27 protein-coding genes and 3 pseudogenes are annotated in these 19,758 nt (G+C 60.8%); 21 read left to right on the plus strand and 9 right to left on the minus strand.

Translation table 11 applies throughout. The features are described from left to right. From FHT75_RS08285 to FHT75_RS08325, 10 genes and pseudogenes are all read left to right on the plus strand, one after another. Window positions 1–708 carry a hypothetical protein gene (locus tag FHT75_RS08285; protein ID WP_063476580.1) on the plus strand — a complete coding sequence of 236 codons (708 nt, stop codon included), beginning with the start codon at window positions 1–3 and terminating at the stop codon, window positions 706–708. Continuing rightward, window positions 705–2,528 (plus strand): hypothetical protein, encoded by a 1,824-nt coding sequence (locus tag FHT75_RS08290; RefSeq protein WP_063476581.1) that lies wholly within the window; start codon window positions 705–707, stop codon window positions 2,526–2,528. The genes FHT75_RS08285 and FHT75_RS08290 overlap by 4 nt, the downstream gene beginning before the upstream one ends. Next, window positions 2,525–2,941 carry a GNAT family N-acetyltransferase gene (locus tag FHT75_RS08295; protein ID WP_063476582.1) on the plus strand — a complete coding sequence of 139 codons (417 nt, stop codon included), beginning with the start codon at window positions 2,525–2,527 and terminating at the stop codon, window positions 2,939–2,941. Before FHT75_RS08290 ends, FHT75_RS08295 begins: the two co-directional genes overlap by 4 nt. Then, entirely contained in the window at window positions 2,907–3,911 is a 1,005-nt protein-coding gene (locus tag FHT75_RS08300; protein WP_063476583.1) for a tail fiber domain-containing protein, read from the plus strand. The genes FHT75_RS08295 and FHT75_RS08300 overlap by 35 nt, the downstream gene beginning before the upstream one ends. After that, entirely contained in the window at window positions 3,911–4,225 is a 315-nt protein-coding gene (locus FHT75_RS08305; protein ID WP_082849761.1) for a hypothetical protein, read from the plus strand. Before FHT75_RS08300 ends, FHT75_RS08305 begins: the two co-directional genes overlap by 1 nt. Beyond that, window positions 4,213–4,419, plus strand: a pseudogene (locus FHT75_RS35780) (tail fiber domain-containing protein); the annotation flags it as partial. The gene FHT75_RS08305 and the pseudogene FHT75_RS35780, both read left to right, overlap by 13 nt. Further along, window positions 4,410–5,369 (plus strand): hypothetical protein, encoded by a 960-nt coding sequence (locus FHT75_RS35785; protein ID WP_246712894.1) that lies wholly within the window; start codon window positions 4,410–4,412, stop codon window positions 5,367–5,369. The pseudogene FHT75_RS35780 and the gene FHT75_RS35785, both read left to right, overlap by 10 nt. Continuing rightward, complete coding sequence (locus FHT75_RS08315; protein ID WP_183844676.1) at window positions 5,342–6,475, plus strand: phage tail tip lysozyme; 1,134 nt, start codon at window positions 5,342–5,344, stop codon at window positions 6,473–6,475. Before FHT75_RS35785 ends, FHT75_RS08315 begins: the two co-directional genes overlap by 28 nt. A gap of 143 nt (window positions 6,476–6,618) precedes the next feature. Then, complete coding sequence (locus tag FHT75_RS08320) at window positions 6,619–7,722, plus strand: hypothetical protein (RefSeq protein WP_063476587.1); 1,104 nt, start codon at window positions 6,619–6,621, stop codon at window positions 7,720–7,722. Continuing rightward, the gene (locus tag FHT75_RS08325) at window positions 7,719–8,039 is read left to right on the plus strand and encodes a hypothetical protein (RefSeq protein ID WP_245294611.1); all 321 of its coding nucleotides are present in this window, start codon (window positions 7,719–7,721) and stop codon (window positions 8,037–8,039) included. Before FHT75_RS08320 ends, FHT75_RS08325 begins: the two co-directional genes overlap by 4 nt. A 3-nt stretch (window positions 8,040–8,042) precedes the next feature. On the opposite strand, the gene FHT75_RS08330 is transcribed toward FHT75_RS08325, so the two are convergent. Further along, window positions 8,043–9,182 (minus strand): hypothetical protein, encoded by a 1,140-nt coding sequence (locus FHT75_RS08330; RefSeq protein WP_125853794.1) that lies wholly within the window; start codon window positions 9,180–9,182, stop codon window positions 8,043–8,045. Between the two features lie 182 nt (window positions 9,183–9,364). Continuing rightward, entirely contained in the window at window positions 9,365–9,976 is a 612-nt protein-coding gene (locus FHT75_RS08335) for a pseudaminic acid biosynthesis-associated methylase (RefSeq protein ID WP_063476589.1), read from the minus strand. Between the two features lie 95 nt (window positions 9,977–10,071). On the opposite strand from FHT75_RS08335, the gene FHT75_RS08340 reads away from it, so the two are divergent. The 11 genes and pseudogenes from FHT75_RS08340 (at window position 10,072) to FHT75_RS08385 (ending at window position 16,181) form a co-directional block, all read left to right on the plus strand. Further along, window positions 10,072–10,305, plus strand: a complete 234-nt coding sequence (locus tag FHT75_RS08340) for a hypothetical protein (protein WP_063476590.1) — start codon at window positions 10,072–10,074, stop codon at window positions 10,303–10,305. Then, window positions 10,295–10,759: a lysozyme gene (locus tag FHT75_RS08345; RefSeq protein WP_063476591.1), complete on the plus strand. Its 465-nt coding sequence runs from the start codon at window positions 10,295–10,297 to the stop codon at window positions 10,757–10,759. The genes FHT75_RS08340 and FHT75_RS08345 overlap by 11 nt, the downstream gene beginning before the upstream one ends. Continuing rightward, on the plus strand, window positions 10,759–11,118 hold the full coding sequence (locus tag FHT75_RS08350) for a hypothetical protein (protein ID WP_063476592.1): 360 nt from the start codon (window positions 10,759–10,761) through the stop codon (window positions 11,116–11,118). The genes FHT75_RS08345 and FHT75_RS08350 overlap by 1 nt, the downstream gene beginning before the upstream one ends. Window positions 11,119–11,137: 19 nt before the next feature. Then, window positions 11,138–11,358: pseudogene (locus FHT75_RS08355) on the plus strand (hypothetical protein). 51 nt (window positions 11,359–11,409) lie between these two features. After that, the gene (locus tag FHT75_RS08360) at window positions 11,410–12,648 is read left to right on the plus strand and encodes a hypothetical protein (RefSeq protein ID WP_097623263.1); all 1,239 of its coding nucleotides are present in this window, start codon (window positions 11,410–11,412) and stop codon (window positions 12,646–12,648) included. A gap of 54 nt (window positions 12,649–12,702) precedes the next feature. Continuing rightward, window positions 12,703–12,954, plus strand: a pseudogene (locus tag FHT75_RS35790) (lysozyme); the annotation flags it as partial. Then, window positions 12,954–13,313, plus strand: coding sequence for a hypothetical protein (locus FHT75_RS08365; RefSeq protein WP_063476594.1), 360 nt, complete (start codon window positions 12,954–12,956; stop codon window positions 13,311–13,313). The pseudogene FHT75_RS35790 and the gene FHT75_RS08365, both read left to right, overlap by 1 nt. Window positions 13,314–13,332: 19 nt before the next feature. Continuing rightward, complete coding sequence (locus FHT75_RS08370; protein WP_063476595.1) at window positions 13,333–13,545, plus strand: hypothetical protein; 213 nt, start codon at window positions 13,333–13,335, stop codon at window positions 13,543–13,545. Next, window positions 13,542–15,377 carry a hypothetical protein gene (locus FHT75_RS08375; RefSeq protein ID WP_063476596.1) on the plus strand — a complete coding sequence of 612 codons (1,836 nt, stop codon included), beginning with the start codon at window positions 13,542–13,544 and terminating at the stop codon, window positions 15,375–15,377. Before FHT75_RS08370 ends, FHT75_RS08375 begins: the two co-directional genes overlap by 4 nt. A 16-nt stretch (window positions 15,378–15,393) precedes the next feature. Further along, window positions 15,394–15,822 (plus strand): hypothetical protein, encoded by a 429-nt coding sequence (locus FHT75_RS08380; RefSeq protein ID WP_047614135.1) that lies wholly within the window; start codon window positions 15,394–15,396, stop codon window positions 15,820–15,822. A gap of 173 nt (window positions 15,823–15,995) precedes the next feature. Beyond that, window positions 15,996–16,181: a hypothetical protein gene (locus FHT75_RS08385; RefSeq protein WP_018241117.1), complete on the plus strand. Its 186-nt coding sequence runs from the start codon at window positions 15,996–15,998 to the stop codon at window positions 16,179–16,181. A 712-nt stretch (window positions 16,182–16,893) separates the two neighbouring features. On the opposite strand, the gene FHT75_RS08390 is transcribed toward FHT75_RS08385, so the two are convergent. The 7 genes from FHT75_RS08390 to FHT75_RS08420 all read right to left on the minus strand — a co-directional run bounded on the left by FHT75_RS08390 (window position 16,894) and on the right by FHT75_RS08420 (window position 19,577). Beyond that, window positions 16,894–17,094, minus strand: coding sequence for a hypothetical protein (locus tag FHT75_RS08390; protein ID WP_183844675.1), 201 nt, complete (start codon window positions 17,092–17,094; stop codon window positions 16,894–16,896). Between the two features lie 270 nt (window positions 17,095–17,364). Next, window positions 17,365–17,547 carry a hypothetical protein gene (locus tag FHT75_RS08395; protein WP_047614140.1) on the minus strand — a complete coding sequence of 61 codons (183 nt, stop codon included), beginning with the start codon at window positions 17,545–17,547 and terminating at the stop codon, window positions 17,365–17,367. 137 nt (window positions 17,548–17,684) lie between these two features. Further along, window positions 17,685–17,921, minus strand: a complete 237-nt coding sequence (locus tag FHT75_RS08400) for a hypothetical protein (RefSeq protein WP_018241121.1) — start codon at window positions 17,919–17,921, stop codon at window positions 17,685–17,687. A gap of 324 nt (window positions 17,922–18,245) precedes the next feature. Then, on the minus strand, window positions 18,246–18,392 hold the full coding sequence (locus FHT75_RS08405; RefSeq protein ID WP_183844674.1) for a hypothetical protein: 147 nt from the start codon (window positions 18,390–18,392) through the stop codon (window positions 18,246–18,248). A 102-nt stretch (window positions 18,393–18,494) separates the two neighbouring features. After that, the gene (locus FHT75_RS08410) at window positions 18,495–18,824 is read right to left on the minus strand and encodes a hypothetical protein (protein ID WP_246712893.1); all 330 of its coding nucleotides are present in this window, start codon (window positions 18,822–18,824) and stop codon (window positions 18,495–18,497) included. Window positions 18,825–18,901: 77 nt separating this feature from the next. Further along, window positions 18,902–19,165, minus strand: a complete 264-nt coding sequence (locus FHT75_RS08415) for a DUF1488 domain-containing protein (RefSeq protein WP_047614145.1) — start codon at window positions 19,163–19,165, stop codon at window positions 18,902–18,904. 112 nt (window positions 19,166–19,277) lie between these two features. Continuing rightward, window positions 19,278–19,577 carry a hypothetical protein gene (locus FHT75_RS08420; RefSeq protein ID WP_047614147.1) on the minus strand — a complete coding sequence of 100 codons (300 nt, stop codon included), beginning with the start codon at window positions 19,575–19,577 and terminating at the stop codon, window positions 19,278–19,280. Window positions 19,578–19,758: the final 181 nt, after the last annotated feature.

Here is a 19,758-nt window from a genome sequence, read left to right on the forward strand (position 1 = left end):
ATGTCGCTCTTGACCATCATTCAGAACGTCTGCGCGGAAATCGACCTCGATCCGCCGACGGCCGTCATGTCCTCGGCGGATCCGCAGATCATGCAGCTGCGCATCCTCTCCACCCGCGCCGGCCGCGACCTGATGCGCGAGCATGATTGGTCCACACTCCTGGTCGACAGGCAATTCACCGCGACGGGTGTCAACCCCGAGCCGACTGAGCCGCCCGCCGACTGGGACCGTTTCGCCGCCAATGCGAAGATCTGGAACGCTTCGCGCCTCTGGCAGCTCAACGGCCCCGTCGAGCCGCAGACCTGGCAGCGCCAGACGATCCTGAACTCGAACCCGGTGCCGCAGATCTGGCGCATGTCGGGAGGCAAGCTCGACATCTACCCCAACGCCTCAGGCGAGACGATCGGATACGAATATATCTCCGGCTTCTGGGTGGCGGTGAACGGCGGGGCGACTTATGCCGGCAACTGGGCGAACGATACCGATACGGCGCGTTTCCCCGAAGACCTTCTCGAACTCTCGCTGATCTGGCGCTGGAAGCGGGCCAAGGGCCTCGACTATGGCGAGGAGATCGCCAGTTTCGAGCGATCCAAGGAAGCCGCCATCGGCGCCGACCGCGCCGCAAGCGCCGTCGACCTCTCTCTGCCGGGCAGGGGCCAGGCGCCCGAGAATTATTGGCCCGGCACGATCACGGTTCCAAGCCCATGACCCGCAGACCTGTCCCCCCGAACGGGCGCACCCGCCGCGTTTCGCCCAGCAAAGACTGGATCGCGCCGATCGGCGGCTGGCGAACCGATGTCGAGATGGCGGATATGCCTGCCGATGCCGCCTTTCAGCTCGACAACTTCTTTCCCGAGGCCAACCGGGTGCGCGCCCGCTATGGGTCGTTCGCCTTTTCCACTGGCCTCGGCGGCGACGTGCAGACTGTTATGCCCTATTCGGGCGCCACCAACCGGCTTTTTGCCGCAGCCGGTGACAAGATATTCGACGTCACTGTCGGCGGCGCCGTCGGTGCGCCTGTCGTCTCCGGCATGGCCAGCGCCCATTGGTCGGTGCAGCAATATACCAACCCGGCCGGCCAGGAGTTCCTGCGTCTCGTCAACGGCCTCGACACGCCCTTGCTCTTCAACGGCACCGCCTGGACGAACAATTTTCTTGTCGGCACAGCAGCACTTGCCACCCAGAACGTCGCCGTTCGCAACACGCCCTACATGCTGAGCTTCTTCGGCACCGGCTCCGTCACGCTTTCCGGCGCCTTCACCGGCACGCTGAACGGAACTGGTATCAACAACCGGGTGTCGCTCGCCTTCACGCCGGCGGCCGGCACGCTTGTCGTCACCGTTTCGGGAACGGTCGCCAATGCGCAGCTTGAAAAGGGCGCGGTCGTGACACCTTACGTGCCCTCGACGATGATCACGGGCATTTCGGACGCCTCGCTGCTGATCGCGGTGACGGCCTATCGCTCGCGTCTGTGGTTCATCGAGAAGAATTCGACCAATGTCTGGTATCTCGCCACCGATGCCGTCAGCGGCGCGGCGACGGTTCTGCCGGTCGGCGGCAACATGAAATATGGCGGCACGCTGGTTGCGATCAACGTCTGGACCATCCCCGTTTCCACGGGTCTGCAGCAGTGCCTGGTGCTGATCTCCTCGGAAGGCGAGGTGATCGTTTTCCAGGGCTCCGATCCGTCGAGTGCTTCCAATTGGGGCCTGATCGGCACCTTCAAGCTCGGCCGGCCGCTCGGCACCGATCGATGCCTGCTCTCCGTCGGCGCCGATCTGGCGATCATGACGACGGATGGCATCGTGCCGATCAGCAAGGCGGTGCAGCTCGATCGCGGCGCCACCAGCCTCGGGGCGATCACCGCCAAGATCGGCCCGACCTGGCGCGAGACCGTGGCGGCGATCGGCACGACCTCCGAGGAGTGGCAGCTTTCGAGCTTTCCGGCGCGGCAGATGGCGATCGTCAACCTGCCGTCCTCCTTCGGCCCCTATCAATATGTCATGAACACCGAAACCGGGGCCTGGTGCCGCTTCGTCGGCATGCCGGCCTCCTGCTGGGCGACATGGCAGGACCGGCTGTTCTTCGGCAGCGCCGACGGCACGGTCCGTGAGGCGGAAACCGGCGCCAACGACAATGGCGTGGCGATCGATGCGCTGATGGTCGGCGCCTGGAGCCGCTACGGCGACGGGCTCTCGACCAAGCTCTCGAAGCTGATCGGGGTGACGGCGCAGATCGGGGTGTCGACGCTGATGTATGCCGGGATCTCCGTGGACTATCAGACCAAGATTCCGACAGCCCTTCTGTCGTCGGTCGAAAACAATGCGGCGGCGAAATGGGGAACGGCGATCTGGGGTGTCGCGAAATTCCCCGGCATTTCGCTCGTCCGTAAATTCGCCTCCGCAGGGGGCGCGGGTTCGGCGCTCGCGCCGACGATCCGCGCGCTGATCTCGGGTTCATCGGGCTCCGTCTCCGAGGCGGCGGTGATCGGCGGCTCCGTGCTTTATGAAAAGGGCGCGCCGATTTGATCGTCTCCGAACCGCGCGAGGAGATCGCGGCCTGGGTCGGCAACAGGATCGGCGTCGCCTTCTATCCGCCTTACACCACGCTCGCCCATGTCGACCGCGGCCGGATCATCGCCGGCTTCGTCTTCAACGTCTGGACCGAACATGACGTCGAGGTTTCGCTTGCCGCCGACCGGCTGACGCTGACGCTGATGCGATCGGTCTTTCACTACGTGGTTCGCCAGCTCGGCTGCCGCCGGGCAACCGCAAGGACCCGCGCCGACAATATCGAGGCCCAGACGGTTCTGGCCCGGCTCGGCGCCCGTCTCGAAGGCCGCCAGCAAGCCTATTTCGGCGACTGCGACGCGCTGCTTTACGCAATCATGAAAGAGGATTTTCCCTATGGTCTCCACGCCGAAGGCCCCGAAGGCGCCTGATCCGACCCAAACCGCAGCGGCGCAGACGGCCACCAACGTCGACACTGCCATCGCCAATGCGGGACTGAGCCACACCAACCAGTACACGCCGGATGGTTCGCTGGAATACAAGATCAGCGGCTACCAGACGATGAAAGACCAGACCGGCAAGACCTATCAGCTGCCGACCTATTCGGCCTATCAGACCTATTCGCCTGAGAATCAGGCGATCTACAACCAGTCACAGCAGACGCAGCTCGGGCTGGCGAAGCTCGCCAACCAGCAGACGGCCAAAGTCTCCGGTATCCTTGGCACCAACGTCGATCTCAGTTCCGGGAACGTTGACAAATACGTTAACGACCATTGGCAGTCAGGCTTCAGCAACCAGTGGGACCGCGATCAGGCAAGCCTCGATCAGAGCCTGGCCGACAAGGGCATCTCGATGGGTTCGGCCGCCTATAACAACGCCATGCGCGATTTTTCGACGCGCAAGCAGGCCGCCTCCGACCAGTATCTTGGCGACATGTATTCCAATGCCCAGAACTCGATCCTGACCGAGCGAAACCAGCCGCTGAACGAGATTTCGGCGCTGATGTCGGGCTCGCAGGTCCACCAGCCGAGCTATGTCAACACGCCGACGACGCAGCTTCCGACCGTCGATCAGGCCGGGCTGATCAACGAAAACTTCAATCAGCAGATGGGCCTCTACAATCAGCAGGTCGCTCGGTCAAATGCGGCGATGGGCGGCCTCTTCGGGCTTGGCGGCTCGCTGCTTGGCGGCTGGGCGAAATCCGACCGGCGGCTGAAGGAAGACATCAACCGCGTCGGCACGCTGGAGAATGGCCTGCCAGTCTACGCCTTCCGCTACAAGGATGGCGGCCCGACCCAGATCGGCCTGATGTCCGATGATGTGCGCAAGACCCATCCGGAGGCGGTGTTCGAACATCCAGACGGCTTCGACCGCGTCGATTACGAAAGGGCGGTGAACTGATGGCATATATCTTCGGCGGCGATACCGGCAAGACGCAGAGCGACCTTAGCGACCAGCGCAAGCGGCTGGCTTACGCCATGCTGCAGCAGGGCATGGATCCGAGCCCGGTGCAATCGCCGTGGGAAGGGGTCGCGCGGCTTGCCGAGGGCGGGCTCGGCGGCTTGGCGGTTCGTCAACAGCGCCAGGCGCAGCAGGCTGCCACCGATCAAGGGGCCGCCGCTCCGGCCGGCCAGCCTTCCACACCGGCGCCGACCTCTCCCGGCTTCCTGTCGTTGCTCTTCGGCAGCGGCCCGATGCGCCGGACCGGCGGCTGAAACGAGGCATCAGGCGCGTCGGCACGCTGGACAACGGTCTGTCGGCCGACGCCTTCAGGCACAAGGACGGCGGCCCGACCCAGATCGGCCTGATCTCCGACGATGTGCGCAAGATTCATCCGGACGCGATGTTCGAACATGCAGACGGTTTCGACCGCGTCGATTACGAAAGGGCTGTGAACCAATGTCATTGAGGTCATTCATTTCCGGCGGCGATACCGGCAAGACACAGGGCGAGATCGACGATCGGCGCAAGCAGCTGGCCTACGCCATGCTGCAGCAGGGTATGGAGTCGGGTCCCGTACAATCCCCATGGCAAGGGGCTGCGCGTCTCGTCCAGGCACTCCTGGGCGGACTGGCGATCCGCCGGCAGGAGCAGCAGGCAAGCGGCGACGGCAGCGCGGCGCCGGCTGGCGACCCAGGCGACTTTCCCTTCGCGCCGCTGCCGGAAAACGGGCCTGTTCCGCCGGAAAGACCCAATCTCGGCCCGCTGATGACGACGGACGATCGCGGCCAACAGCCCATGGCCCCGGCCGCCCGGCCCGGCGCCGGTCTGTTCGCCCCGCTGCCCGACAACGGACCTATTCCGACGCTGCGGCCCTATCGCGACCCGATGGTCACGACGGATTATCGCCGGGAACAGCCCATGGCGGCCGGTCAGCCTGGCGACGATCCCTTCGGCCCGCTGCCTGATAACGCTCCCATTCCGACGCCGAAGCCCTATCGAGACCCGATGGTCACAACGGATTATCGCCGGGAGCAGCCGATGGCGGCCGATCAGCCGGGCGACGACAGCTTCGCTCCGCTGCCTGACAATGGCCCCATTCCCTCGCTGAGACCTGGATATCGCGACCGGCAGATGACTACGGACGAACGCCGCCAACAGCCCGCGGCGCCGGCTGCTGGCGGCGGCGGCACCGGATCCGCAAACGATGGGGCGGAGCTTCAAACCATTCTGTCCGATCCCGTTCGTCGCGCCGAGTTGCCGCCCGGCATGCGCAACAACAACCCCACGAATCTCAAGTACGCCGGCCAGCACAGGCCAGGGATCATCGGCCTTCCGAGAACAAAGATCAGGGCGATCCACAAGTCGTCTATGCCACGCCGGAAGCTGGCATGGAGCACAATGTCTGGCAGGTCATGAGGAAGTATCAAGAAGGCATGCTGACGCCGAATCAGATCATCGCTGGAAAAAGAGGATGGACGCCTGATTCTTTTACAGCGGCTGCCAACATCGCGCGATCGATGGGCATCGACCCTGACGACGATCTTCGCCTGACCGACCCGGTAATGGCAAAGAATTTTATGCGCGCCCTCATCACTCAGGAGCAGGGGACATCGGGCGGTCTTTATCCGGACAGCATGATTGAAGCGGCAATCGCAGCACAGCCTAAGGCGGCCGCTGCCAATGTGCCCGTTCCCACCCCCAGGCCGGAATATCTCCCGCAGATGACGACGGATGAACGCCGCCAGCAGCCCGCGACGGCGCCCACGCAGCCCGGCGACGATCCCTTCACTCCGCCCGGCAAGGTGCCCGTTCCCACGCCGAGACCCAGCCGCCGCGACCGGCAGGCGGCAAGGGGCGCTCCTAGCCAGCAACCCGTCGACGCCGATGTCTTCAACGGCTTCATGGACACGGTGAAGAACGGCTATAAGCAGCGAGATGGATCGATCATCCAGGTCAGCAACCCTTATGGTCTGGCGGCCATCGCCTCGACGGGCCAGTCCGAAAGCCAGTTCTCGACCAAGAGAGCCAACGGCTCCTGGTCCGACCCGAGCGCGAGCGGAAAGCCGGGCACCTCGGGCGGCATCATGTCGTGGCGCAATACCCGCCTGCAAGCGCTCTATAACTTTGCGGCTCAGAAGGGCGAAAAGCCGGGCGCGATCAGCCCGCAGACGCAGGCCGAATTCTTCCTGCAGGAGGATCCCCGCCTGATCGCCAGGCTGAACGCCGCTAAATCTCTGGAGGAGGCACAACGCCTCATGAACAGGGCCTGGGCTTTTAGAGGCTACGATGAGCCGGGAAACAAGGAGGTCGCCAACCGGCTCGCCAGAGCCAGGAGTTTTATGCCGCAGTACCAGACAGAGGGCGCCGCCGACCCCTTCGCTCTGCCTGACGATCCACCGATTCCGACGCCGAGACCGGATTCTGGCACTCCGCAGGAGACGATGAACCGAGGTTGGAAACAGCCGGCGGCTGCCGCACTCGTGCGTGCACTCCTTGCACGGCAGCAAAATGGCCTATGGTAGCCCGTTCAGGCTTCCGAGGGCAGCAACGCGGGAAAGCTTGCTAGGCGCCGGGCGCTGACACCATGGCGCCGTCGGCGGTCTACCAACTACTGCACAACACAAGGCCTCGCAATTCGCGGGGCCTTTTCTTTTGGAGAAGGTGAATGCCCAGAAACCCATCAACCGGCATCTATTCCAAGCCCGCCGGGACGGCACCCTCTGTCGGTCAGCTTATCGACCCGGTGCCGTGGAATGCGCTGACCACCGACCTCGGCAACGAAATCACCAACTCGCTGCCTCGCGATGGTTCGGCGCCGATGGTCGCGCCAATCAAGGCGGCCGACGGCTCCGCTGCAGCGCCGGGCGTAGGGTTCGCCTCAAATCCGTCGACTGGTATCCATCTCAAGGCGGCCGGCGTAGGCGCACTGGTCGCTAGCGGCGTGGAAATAGCGAACTGGTCTGCGTCCGGCCTCACTGTTACCGGTGCTGTCAGCGGCGGCGTCAAATATGCTACCAAAAACGCCAACTATACTGCGGTTGCTGCCGATGCAGGGACCGTCTTTCGGTTCACCGCCGCTGCTACTCTCACGCTTGCAGCCGCTGCGACGTTGGGGGCGGGATGGCCGGTCACTGTCGTTGCAGATGGCGGTGGGGTTACCATTGATCCTGTTGCATCGGAGACTATCAACGGGCTGGCGACCCTCATCGTGAAGAATGGCTCGACGGCCGAGATCGTTTGCGATGGAACCAATTTCTTCACGATCTTGCGAACGCAGCCGTGGGAAATGATCGGCGATTTCACGGTTGCTGCCTTGTCTGCGTCTTTGTCGGTTACTGATCTGTCGGCATATAGGAAGCTCCGAATCTCTAGCAACGTTACGCCAAGCGCGACCGCCCAGTTTTTCCTACGGACAAGCACGAACAACGGCAGCTCTTATGATAGCGGCGCAACGGATTATACGTGGCAGGTTATTTTAGGGAGGACTTCATCAGTCACGGCAGGCAGTGCGCAGGCTGCTGGCGTAGCATTATTTGCCAGCACTCCAGACGCCTCCAGTGCCGCCACTTTTGAAGTCATCATTGAGAATTTCAATAAGGCTGCGGTCATGCAGGCAATAGCAAACTCATTCAGCGTAAGTGGGGCATTGACATCTGTCGGGATGAGCGGGGGAGCACGAGTTGCTGCTACTGCAAGGAACGCCCTCCAGATCCTTCCTGCATCCGGGACGTTCAGCGGCCAAATTACAGTCGAAGGGATACGCGGATGATCAAGAACGTCAATGGCGCCGATATCGAAATGACCGCGGAGGAGATTGCTGCGTTTGAAGCCGGTCAGGCCAGCCTGAACAACCCGCCGCCGGTCGGTAGCGTCTCAGCCCGTCAATTCAAACTTCAACTCTTCGCGGTCGGCGTACTCGATACCGTCGATGCCTGGGTTGCGCAACAGCCGCGCGATGTCCAGATCGCTTATGAATATAGCGGCACCTTCGTGAAAGGCAGCCCGATGATGGCCGCCGGCTTCGCGGCGATGGGGTTCACTCCGCAGCAGATCGACGGCTTCTTTGCCGCCGCTGCGCTGCTGTAGTCTTCACCTTGGATATTTGTCTCGAAAGACAACGCCACTCTCCAGCCGCACAGCCCAATCGGGCGCATACTCAAACCTCACCGGAGAACTATAGGATTGCTCCACTGCATCTGCCCATCCGCCTCCGGCATTGAACCAAGGTCGCGGGGAAAGGCCGGAGGCGTAGATGTTTGACGTGACGAGGATGGCCGCAGCAATAGCCCCGGCAATCTTCGGTATGGGTCCGCTTTCTCGAACGGCGGAAAGCCCGACAAGCAGCCAGATCACGCCCTGCACATACCAGTATCGATCGGCGACCAGGCCAGTAATAAAGATGTCGGTATCATGCCGGAATTTCGCTACAACGATTGCGGTCAGAAGAAGCGACGAGCCTATGAGGAGCGCTCTTTGAAGCTTGTGCGTCCCGAAGAATACAGAGATGACGCACAGCGCGATTGCCAATATGGCCACAAGGCCGCCGCCTGCCGACAACTCGAGAATTCGACCAAACAACCAGGCTGCATCGCTTCCGCCATGTGGCGTTGGGTTGTTTGGATAGAGCATCACCTCGATGAGTTGGATTGGCGCGCTCGCCACCGCGATCAGCGCCGGCGCGTTGATTTCGCGGCGCTTCAGGAAGTCATTGGCGAGCACGAAAAGATAAGCTGGCGCGAAAGCGATCGTAAACGGCCCGCTGGTTGAGGCCAGCAGGGCGAAAACTATTCCCTCGGCCTTGGATATACCACCCGCCCGGATCGCCAGCAAAAGAAGCGTCGGGGCGAGCAACCATTGCAGGTTTGTCACGCTGCCAATCGGCTCGACCCAGCCATTAGCCAGAACGAGCGCGGCGCCGGCCAAAATCCCGGCAAAACCGCCGATGCTCCGCGCGATGATCGACGCCGACCAGCCGGTGAAGAATAGCACAAAGAACAAGAACACTTCCGGTGCGTACCGTATTGGGAAGGCCAGAGACGCCAGGCTGATCAGTCTCGGGACAGTGTGCAGATACCCGGCATAAGATTGGAAAAGACTGAAAATGCCGTCGTGCTGGGCTTGTATGAGGAAAGCGTACAAATCCTCAGCCCAAAAACGTGCCGGCCAGATGTCTGGCGCGCGCAGATAGAGAATTGCGAGCGTGATGATGACTGATGCGATCCAATTCATAGGCCCGCTCTTATCAACGCGCGTATAGCGGGTAAAGCCCCCACCGCGTACCCGATTCATCCTTAACCGTTTTCGACAATCTGGAGATATCCATGACCCGCGAAGCATTCTACGCGGCGCTGCGGCGCCGTGGGAGTGGCGTATTCAGCGTTGGTCCCGCCAACCAAGCTTGGCAAGCGCACCTAGCGCTTCTCCATCAGGAACCACGTCAAGTCATCTGCCGGGAAAATGTCCCGATGGTAGATAAACCCATAGTCAACAAGCCTTAGGCTCGGGTATAGATCCATCATCTCCCCGGCGAAATCGCGCTTCCACAGCCTACCGTTATGGCCGCGATAGGAAACTTCGACCGGGCTCGGGTTGTAGTACTCGGCAACAAGCACATAGCGGCTGCTGGCTTCATAAAGGCGCTTATAGGCTACCGGCAGCATGTCAGGGTTCAAATGGATCAGAACCCCGGCAGTGAATGCCAGGTCTGTCGGCGCCCAATCGATGGGATCAAACAAGGAAGCATTGGCGGCGGCAATGTCGGGGATGACGTTTAATTGCTTGAAGGCGCTGCCGTTGATTTCGATGGCCTGAAACTCGGCGTTTGGAAGGAGATTTCGCAACGCCAGGATGTTCAACCCAATGTTGGCCCCTAACTCCCTGACCGATTGAACTCGATCGGTGTAGCGCAAGATCTTAGCAAACATGGCGGTCTTCGCTGCGACGACCGCCGGCCCTTGATTGCGGGAGATATAGTTATCTCCAAATTCGCCGGCCCAAAATTCTTCCTGTTCAGTTTCAAACATGATTGCTCTCCCACCGCGATGCGCAATTACCGCTTGGGGTTAGTGCATCATGCCTGAGATATCCAGTGTTAAATCCTCGCAACCTGGAGCCTCCCATGCGTCTCGCATCCGACTGGAAGCGCACGCTTCTCTATGCCTATTCCGTTAGGTGGTGGGCAGCGGCGTCGCTGATCATCCTCGTCGAGCCGTTCATTGGCCTCCTCGTCGATCTTTCCGACGATTGGAACCTCTACGTCCGTTTCGCCCTGCGGTCCCTCTCCGGGGTTTTCGGCCTTCTCGGCATCTGGGCACGCGTCATCAAGCAAAAGGAATTTGAAGATGGCCGGTAGGCTCAAGAAAGGCAGCGCTGCGGCCGCTCTGGCTGTTGCGCTGGTCGGCGGCTTCGAAGGGCTGAGGCAGAACGCCTATCCCGATCCGGCCACTCAAGGCCAGCCCTGGACGATCTGTTATGGCAGCACCAATGGCGTGAAGCCTGGGGATCACAAGACGGTGGAGGAGTGCAAGGCGCTCCTGGCGCTGGAACTGCAGACCTATGCGCGCGGCGTCGAAGGCTGCTTGCGCGTGCCCTTGCCGGATGCGCGCTTCGTGGCGCTGACCTCGTTTGCCTATAATGTCGGCGTCAAGGCCGCGTGCGGCTCCAGCGTCGTCAAACTCATCAACCAAGGCAAAACGGCCGAAGGTTGCGAAGCCCTCCTGAAGTGGAACCGCGCCGCCGGCATCGTCTTTCCGGGCCTTGTCAGGCGCCGGCAGAAAGAACGCGCCTTCTGCCTCGAGGGCATCTGATGTTCGCCATCCTCGACACGCTCAAGATGGGCGCCGGCATCGCCGCCGGCCTGCTGCTCTATCACCTATATGCCGTTTCGATCGGCTATCCCTCGGCGGGCCGGGAGGCGCGCGCCGGCTATGTGCTGCTGGCCGAGAAGGCTGCTGCCGATGCGAGGGCCGCCGAGATGGAGCGCCAGCGCAATGCGGCGTCGCTCGCCAGCGAAGAGCACCGCAAGCGCCTTCTGGCCGTGGAGGTGGCCGAGCAGGCGGCCAGAGACACACTCGAAACCGAGATCCAATCCTATGAGCTTCAGCGGGAAAAGAACCGCGCTTGCGCTGTCACTGCTGCTGATCGTCAGTGGCTACTCCGCCACTGAGCGCTTGCGCAAGGCGGCGGTGGTGAAGGGGCAGGCGGTGGCCGGCGTAGCGCTGCCGCCTTTGCCCGATGATCTGCGCCGGCAGGAAGCGCTGCGCCTGTCGTGGAAGGCGAACCCGTCATCGCCATCCTCGCCCGCGAGCGGCAGGCGCTCGACCGCGCCAACGCCCGCCAGGGGCGCACCGTTCAATTCTACGATGACATCACCACCAGATATGCGCTACCAAAGCGAACGAACTGATCATTAGGGGTTGAGTACTTAAGCCCGCGTTGCGGGTTTCCTGGGGTTGATATGCGTGCATTAACTGATCCTTTGACGAGCGCCGCGGTTGCTTTAGCTGGTGCGACAATCCTGTCCACCGCATGGATGACCTCCATCGCCTACGGCCCAATGCCGTTCTGGGATGCGTGGGAGGTTGCCAGTCTAAGCAGGTCTTGGGGCAAGCTTTGGTCATTGCACAATGAGCATATGATCACTTTCCCGCGCCTGTTCTACGGGCTGGACACCGTTATAGCGAACGGGACAGGGAAACTGAGCATACTATTTATATGGGTATTTCAGCTCACTTCGGCGATCCTGATTGCCCGTATGGCTCGCCTTCAAATGTGGGTAGCGATGCCTATCGTAATTTCTCTGATGTTTTGGGGTAGGCACCTGGAAAATCTGAGTTGGTCGTTCCAGGTCGGCTTCATGGGTCTGTGTTTTGTTGCTGTTCTCACCATGTGGCTGTTGCAGCGGACTTCAATGGCTGCAGCCAGTCTAGCTTTGGCGGTAGGGGGAACGGCGGCCTTTTGGTCCCTCAACGGCTTCCTTGTTCCCGCTATCGCGGCGGCCCATTGCATACTGAGCAAACGCTATGCGATGGCTGCGGCATTCATCTCGGCACTTATAGCTTCTCTGGTCATATATGTTGTATCTGGATTTGGTTCGGCGCCTGGTGGGGCGGTCCACTTGCCCAAGTTAGCGCATATCGCCGCCGTCGGGCTTGACATCGTGGGCGGGCCGTTCGCAGAGCTGATTGTACGCCGCAAAGCTTTCAAATATGTGGCAGAGGGCTTAGGATCGTTGATTGGAGCGCTGATCGTCGGAGCGCTGATCGGTCTTTTGATCGAATTGTGGAGATCGCCCTCCCCAAGGCGCGCAGCCCTGATTAGTGTGTCCCTATTTGGCTCCGGTTCTTGTTTCATGGCGGCTGTCGGCCGGGTAGAGAACTTTACAGCTCCCGCAAATCGATACGCCGTATTCGCTGTTCTTGGTGCTCTTCCCGTATTACTCATGTGGCTTGAGAAGGTAGAACACAGACGGCTCTTCACCTCATTGGCCGCTGTAGTCGTCTGCGGACTCTTCGCTATGAATACGGCAACGTGGTACCGTTTCGCGGTTAAACGCGGCACGATTGAAAGAGATGCGATTGCGGCAATCAAAGCCTCACCCGACAATCCCGAAAGCTACAGGTTGCTCTACCCATCGCCGGAAGCCATTCGAGAGCAAATAGCCTACATGCGTGAGAACGGTCTGGGGATATTCTGACTGCCGTTGTGCGACCGATGAAGGCGCTTCTAACTAGCTGTCACCTAAGCGAGGCACGCCACCGGTATCGAGCGCAGCGTCACGGCCACGCTCCCCGACGCACGTTTCGTCGCCCTGACTTCCCTCGGGTATAATGTCGGCGTCAAGGCGGCCTGTAGCTCCAGCGTCGTCAAACTCATCAACCAAGGCAAAACGGCTGAAGGCTGCTAAGCCCTCCTGAAGTGGAACCGCGCCGCCGGCATCGTCTTTCCGGGCCTTGTCAGGCGCCGGCAGAAGGAACGCGCCTTCTGCCTCGAGGGCATCTGATGTTCTCTATCCTCGACGCATTCAAAATGGGCGCCGGCATCGCCGCCGGCCTGATGCTCTATCACCTTTATGCCGTTGCGATCGGCTATCCCTCGGCGGTTCGCGAGGCGCGCGCCGGTTATGTAATCCTGGCCGAGAGGACCTCAGCCGCTGCCAAGGCGGCTGAGATGGAGCGCCAGCGCAACGCTGCGTCACAAGCCACCGAAGAGCATCGCAAGCGCCTGGCGGCCACCGAACGCGCCGAGCAGTCCGCCAGAGACACACTCGAAACCGAGATCCAATCCTATGAGCTTCAGCGGGAAAAGAACCACGCTTGCGCTGTCACTGCTGCTGATCGTCAGTGGCTGCTCCACCACTGAGCGCCTGAACAGGGCAGCGGTGATGAAGGGGCAGGCGGCGGCCGGCATTGCGCTGCCGCCTTTGCCCGATGATCTGCGCAGACAGGAAGCGCATGCGCCTGTCGTGGAAGGCGAGCCCGTCATCGCCATCCTCGCCCGCGAGCGGCAGGCGCTCGACCGCGCCAATGCCCGCCAGGGGCGCACCATCCAGTTCTACGACGACCTCACCAGCAGATATGGAACACGCCCATGATGAACGCCATCTCGCTTGCCCTGACGAATCCGATGCTGAGCGGCGGCGGGGCCGGAGATTCCGATCGCTACATGTTCTTTACGACCCGCAACCGCATGCCGTCGGGCACGATCGTCACCGCGGCATCCGGCACGAATTATGTATGCAGCAAGATCGTCGTCAACACGCCGCAGTATAAGACCAGAACATTCCGCTTCCACCTCTCGGGCTTCGCCTCGACGGAAGGCGGCAACGCGCCGCAGGAAACGGTCGTCACCGGCACGATCGGCGCGCCCGGCAATTCCGTGGTGGCGGATGCGATGTTCATCAGAGCCGCCGGCATCTTCTACCAATGCACCTTCGCCGGCCTGAACACGGTGACGGTGGCCGACCAGACAAACGGCGCCTGGACGGATGAACTGACCATTCCCGATGTCGATCCGGAAAGCGAAATCGAGATCTGGCTGTTTTACCACACCGCCGTCGGCGACAAGATCTGGCCGGTCTACCGCATCCAGAAACATCGCGGCGAGCGCGTCTGGGGCGCCGGCGATCTCGCCACTCTCCTGGCCCTCAAGGACACGCCGCTCGCCGACAGCACGGCAGCGCTCGACACCAATTATGCCACTCAGACACAGCCGCAATATTATGGCCCGGACTTCATGGTCGCCAAGGGCGATTGGGATGGAAGGCCGGTCGCTCTTGCTGTCGTCGACAGCCTGGGTGAAGCGCGCCAGCAGTTTTCCGCAGCGGCCGACGCGCGCGGCAATCTCGGCTGGTTTCGCCGCTGGCTCGACAAGGACGGCGGCATCGGCCGCATTCCGCATCTGATGATCGGTATGCCGGGGAACGGTTCCGTGCGCGAGCTCACCGGCACCGGTTCTGCGATCGCCACCCGGCGCTGGGCCATTCTCGATGAGATCACCGCCTTCAACAACAATAAGAAGCCATTCACCGTCATCGCCAACCAGATGGGGCAGAACGACACGGCCGCGACCTACACTGTTTACTTCAACACCAACTATCGAAGCCTGGTCACCAGGCTTCGGGCGCGTTATTCCGGCGTCAAGATCGTCGCCTTCCCGCCGCTCGGCCGCACGGCCTCCACCCGCACAGTCACCCTGACATCGGTCGGTACCGTCGTCACCGCAACGATCGCCTCCGGCATCAACGGATTGGTGACGGGGCAGACGGTTTCGATCTCCGGCGCCACGCAGACAGAATATAACGGCAATGTGGTCATCACGGTCACCGGGCCGAACAGTTTCACCTACAATTTCGCGGGATCTGCGACCACGCCGGCAACAGGCACGATCAGCGCCAACGACCTCTATCTCCGGGCGGAGTATCAAAGCTTTTCAACCAACAACACTTGGCCGGCGGATGGCACGGATGCTTCCGGCAAATGGCGCCTTCGTAACGACATTCTTGCGAAAACGAATGCTTGCTGCGACGAGGCGATCGACACCTACGCGGCATGGGTTTCCGGCTTCCGGGATGGCGTCTGGCCGGGCATGCTGGAGCTGCCGAGCACCGTGGTGACGGTGCAGTCGGGAACGGACGGGGTTGCGACCTACACGACGATCGAAGTGGCGGATGCCAGCATTTTCGCGCCGGAGCAGGAGATCAACACCTATGCCGGGCCGGATGGCATTGCACGCCTGTCGACCACCTTGATCGCCAGCATCTCCGGCAATACGATTACCATCTCGATCCCGCGCGCCACGGTGCTACCGGTCGGCTCCATCGTGCGCCCGAGCGTCACGCCGGATGGCGTTCATCCCTACGGCGCTGTGATCGACCGTGTCGCCAATGGCATTCCCCAGTCCGAAAAGTTGAAATTTTATCCCTAGGTGAGCACCGAGAGCGATGACATCCAATGACGATATCCTCCGCGCGCTCGGGCGTGTCGAGGGCAGGCTGACAGGCATCGAGGACAATGTCGCGCTTCTGCGCAGGGAGGTCAGCGACGAAAAGACCAACGCGCACGACAGCCGCGCCGTGATCCACGCGCGGCTCGATGAGCAAGCCAGACAGATCGCCCATCTCGATACCAGCGTGGCGATCAGCGGCGGCGCGGATGCGCAGATCCGCCAGGAGATCAGGAGCCTCAAAGAGACCGTCGAGAAGAACCAGGAGATGGTCGCGCCGGCGCTTGAAGACTGGAAACGAATGAAATCGATCGGCTATGGCATCTCCGGGCTGATCGCCTTTGCCGGCCTGACGATCGGTGGCATTATTGCCTATGCGAGCGATGGCGCGGTGGCGGCGTTGCGACATTGGTTGAAGATCAATTGAGTTGAGGGCGCCGATTGTCCGGAACCTCCATCGCACTCGCAGCATGCCTCAATCAGCCGTTTTTTGATGGGCGGAGCTACGTTGCCAAATCCAACCAACCAAACCCTAAATTTTAGGCATCGCTAACGAACAAATCGGCGGCCTGTTGGTTCTCCTCTCAGGAGGAAACGGTCATGAAAACCATGAGCAATCGCCAAGTTCGCATTCCCGGCCCGCGAGAGCACGATGTTGCCGAGCATTGCCGCAAGTTTGGGATCGGCCCGGCGGAGGAGAAGAAGCTGAAGAAACTTCTCGGGTCTCGGGCGCCGCTCCATGAAATCCAGGCCAATGCTCCGCCACGGCAGCCAAGGTGGCGTTAGAGAATTTCGGGAAAACTGCGAAGCGGTTTCCGTCGGGAAGTGCGTAAAACAAAGGTTGGAGCGGTTCGGCTTTCATCAAGGCTGAGCCGCTTTAACGTGAGAAGGGGACGGCGCATCTGATTGTTTCACGCGGCATTACAGCAATGATTCAAAGATTGAGCGGAACAGAGCAGTGCCGCAAACGCTCGCGAAAGAGGTATTGTTGCCTGGGTTTGAAATGGGCGATCTTGCTTGCACATGAGCCGGTTGTTCGGCTCGTTCCGCTTCGCTCCGCTGAAAGCCCCGCTCCGGCGGGGTTTTTGTTGGCGCGGGATGTGGCCGTCGATTTTCGCCCGGCCGGAGCCTGTCCGTATGACGGCTGCCGTCTTGCCCGGACAGGTTGTCTATTATCCCTCTGTCGGTTTTCCCGGGGGGTGTGGTGTCGGATCTCTGCCGGGAACTTCCACCAATATCGGGGGTTTTGCCCGCGGATCGCGCGGTAGGTTTCGTCTCCTGTACCCACTGCTACCCCTGCAGTTGCTGCGCGGTCCACTGATATCAACGGGATGACGGATGAGGCTTTGCATCTCGGCGATCGCCAGCGGGCGAAGCCGTCTGTCGTTCGTCATCGGCGTCTGGAGATTCAGCCCTTCGAAGACGCAGGTGTGTGTGTTTGTGTCGACGTCCGCATGTGAAATGGCTCACGACGGCACAGCTGCGCGGGGGTCGCCTATCAGTGCCGCAGTTGGCGCGACAGCATCAGGATGTAATCGTCGGCGATATCGGCAACCACCATGGCGGCTTCCGCGGCCGTGTATCCCCTGCTGACGGCGTCGCTGACGATCTTCATGACGGCGGGTTCAAGTGCTTCCCGGCAGTCGGAAAGGCTTTCGGCATGCGGGCATTTGGCACGAAATTCCAATACGTTGTTCATGGCATACCCTCCATTTGATGTTGCTGCGCCCTATGCGTCAGTTGCCCGATCCCCGGAAGAACCAAGCCTTGGTCCCGGTGGAGCGTCGCTCGCGGGGACCAGAATGACTATCGTAAGAATACGATGGCATAGGCCGCCACGTATTCAAGCGCGCGCTGATATTAAGGTAAGCCAGTAGGGTTAATTCGTCCGCTGATGTTGCATCGTGGCATCGGAGGCTGCCGCAGGCCGGATTGCGATAAGAGGTGGCGCCTCCGAGGTTGTCTTCGGTCAGACGCTGATGCGGCGGCCGGCCTTGTCTGCTTCTTTGCGATTGGCGCCGTGTTTCTCGATGATGGTCCTGGCATCCTCGTTGGAAATGCGGTGTTTTTTCGCGAAGTAGATAACATCGTAGGGGCCGTCAGTCGTAGCCGCTTTGGCGGGCTGGACCTTATTCGCTTTGTCATTGGTCATGATTTTTCCTTCCGTGGAAATGTTGGGCTGGCCATCAGTCCATGTCGGCGCATACCAGCACCTATCGTCTCCGGATCGGGGATCGGAGAACCGGCAATCTCAACTCGGTGTCCGTCGAAGACTTGGCTTCTTCCGCCCTATCGATGCGCCCGGGCCGTCATATGTTTTTCCCAGATCTGCGTCGCCTGCGCTGCCGTGCCGGTCTTATGGAAGCGCAGCAGGTGCAATCCTTCCGCCCGTCGTTTCTCGTTGAAGGCGCTGTTTTCATAGTCGGTGCCTTCGACAATGCTCTCGCTTTGAAGAACGGCCTTCAATTCCTGCACATAGTGTCCGGTGATGTTGAAAAGCGCTTCATTCTCAGGTGCGTCTGTCATCGTTTTCCCTATGGGTGGTCGCGTGGCACTCAACGCGGTGCCGGTTCAGCCGGCCACGTTGGTAAGATGCATCAGGCAATCCGCGCCCCTATGGGAAAGGCTGGTATCGGACAGCGTTTAGCTGGGGTGTCTGTCTGGAGTTCCATATATCATGCAGCAGCGCCGCCTTGCGAATCAAGGATCAAGGCGCGGCGGGTCTGAACGGCCGCATGTTAAACCACTTGCCGCCCCGATACCATCTCAATCGGAATGCCGAAGGATATCGGGGAGAGAGCCGTCTTCAGGCACAACGGCGTGTCTGTCCGTCATTGGGCGTTCCGGTGCCTACCAGAAGACGCCCTTGAAAACGATATAAACGATAAAGGTCAGGCTGATTGCCGGCGTCAATTTCACCAGAAAGTCGAGATATCTGAACTTGCCGATATGCCGGGCCAGGCTTTTCCAGGAATGAATGTTTACCGTGGAAGGCATCATGCCCTCCCTTGCTTGGGGCTGGGGAACTCTGACGACCCCTGGTGGCAGCGCCCGTTCACAAACTGCCGCCATAGCAGATATGGGCTCCGATCATCGGCGCTACAAGTCGTGGCGAAGTGGCGGTCCAGCAGAGATCGCAAAGAGGCGCACGATCGCACAGCGCGGCGCGGGCATGTCCGGACGGCTGGGTGCCTCCGGAGAGGATTGCGCTTTTACCTCAACCATCGCTTCAATCAGTTTCAGCCGATCGAGTTTCCGCCGTTGATCGTCATAGAGCCTGCCCAACAGCGCGTAGGCCGGTCCCGCGGGGCTGCCCTTGAGCGACAGTCTCCTGACCGCCTTTTCCTGATCGGTAACGCGGCGCGCGGCCTTCACGACATGGCGACGTGCCAGCTTCAGGTCTTTCGGGCGGTATCGGGTCGAGACCATGAGTTTTGCTTCCCCAGTCATCCGGCAACACCAGGACGATGGCCGTTCCAGCTTGCCGGCGCGATGCTTTCCAGCGATTAGCGAAAATCTTCGGCCCTGAGCGTGAAGTTGTTGCCACGCCGATGCTGATAGACTCTCGATGCGGCTTCCTGAATCGAGGAGCGCGCGGCATCGAAGGCATTGAGGTAGGCGGCCTCGGAAGAGTCTCGCGTGATCGCGCTGCCGAGGGCCGCGTCTTCGACCAGAAACCTGACCTCGAACATGCCGTCATAGCCGGTGAAGCGGACACCTTTTCTGGCTTCGTCGAAGCTGCGGCTTCTGTTGGGAAAAATAAGTGCCATTGCGGTTGTCCTTGGAAGTGGGCACGAGCCGATGTGAGGACCTCGGGCCTGGCGATGATAATGGATGCACGATGGCGATCAGCCTGCCGGCCTGTCCGGCCGTCTGCAGGTCTTAATGGATGGTCTGCACGATGACCCGGCTTTCAAGCAAGGCTTCCGATGTCTTGATCAAGCGCATCGTGCCCGTGATGACCTCATCCGAATAGAGAGAATCGGCACGGGAGATTTCGTCCGTCATATCGTGGAGAACTTTGTTGATCTCCAGCAGAGGCGGCACGAATTCGACCAAACCTGCTGCTGCCAGCCCGTGCGTTAGGCGCGCGATCGCTTCTCTCAGATGATTGACGAGCGCACGTCTTTCCACCGCCAGTGCTGACGGCTTTGTGAGGGTCGCTTCATCGTTGAACTGCATGATGCGTATCCTCCTCTATCTAAAATGGGTTCCGCCACGGCTTTATCAATGGCTGCTGCCGAATGAGGTTGCGGTCAGATGGCAAAGAGCGCAAGCTGATCCATCGGCGGGCACGATACGGGCACCGCTGCTTGGGGCGCGCCAGTGAATACTAGCGCCAGTAAACCCTAGCCCCAACGAA

It is taken from the genome of Rhizobium sp. BK112 (assembly GCF_014193215.1).
GTDB classification, from domain to species: Bacteria; Pseudomonadota; Alphaproteobacteria; order Rhizobiales; family Rhizobiaceae; genus Rhizobium; species Rhizobium anhuiense.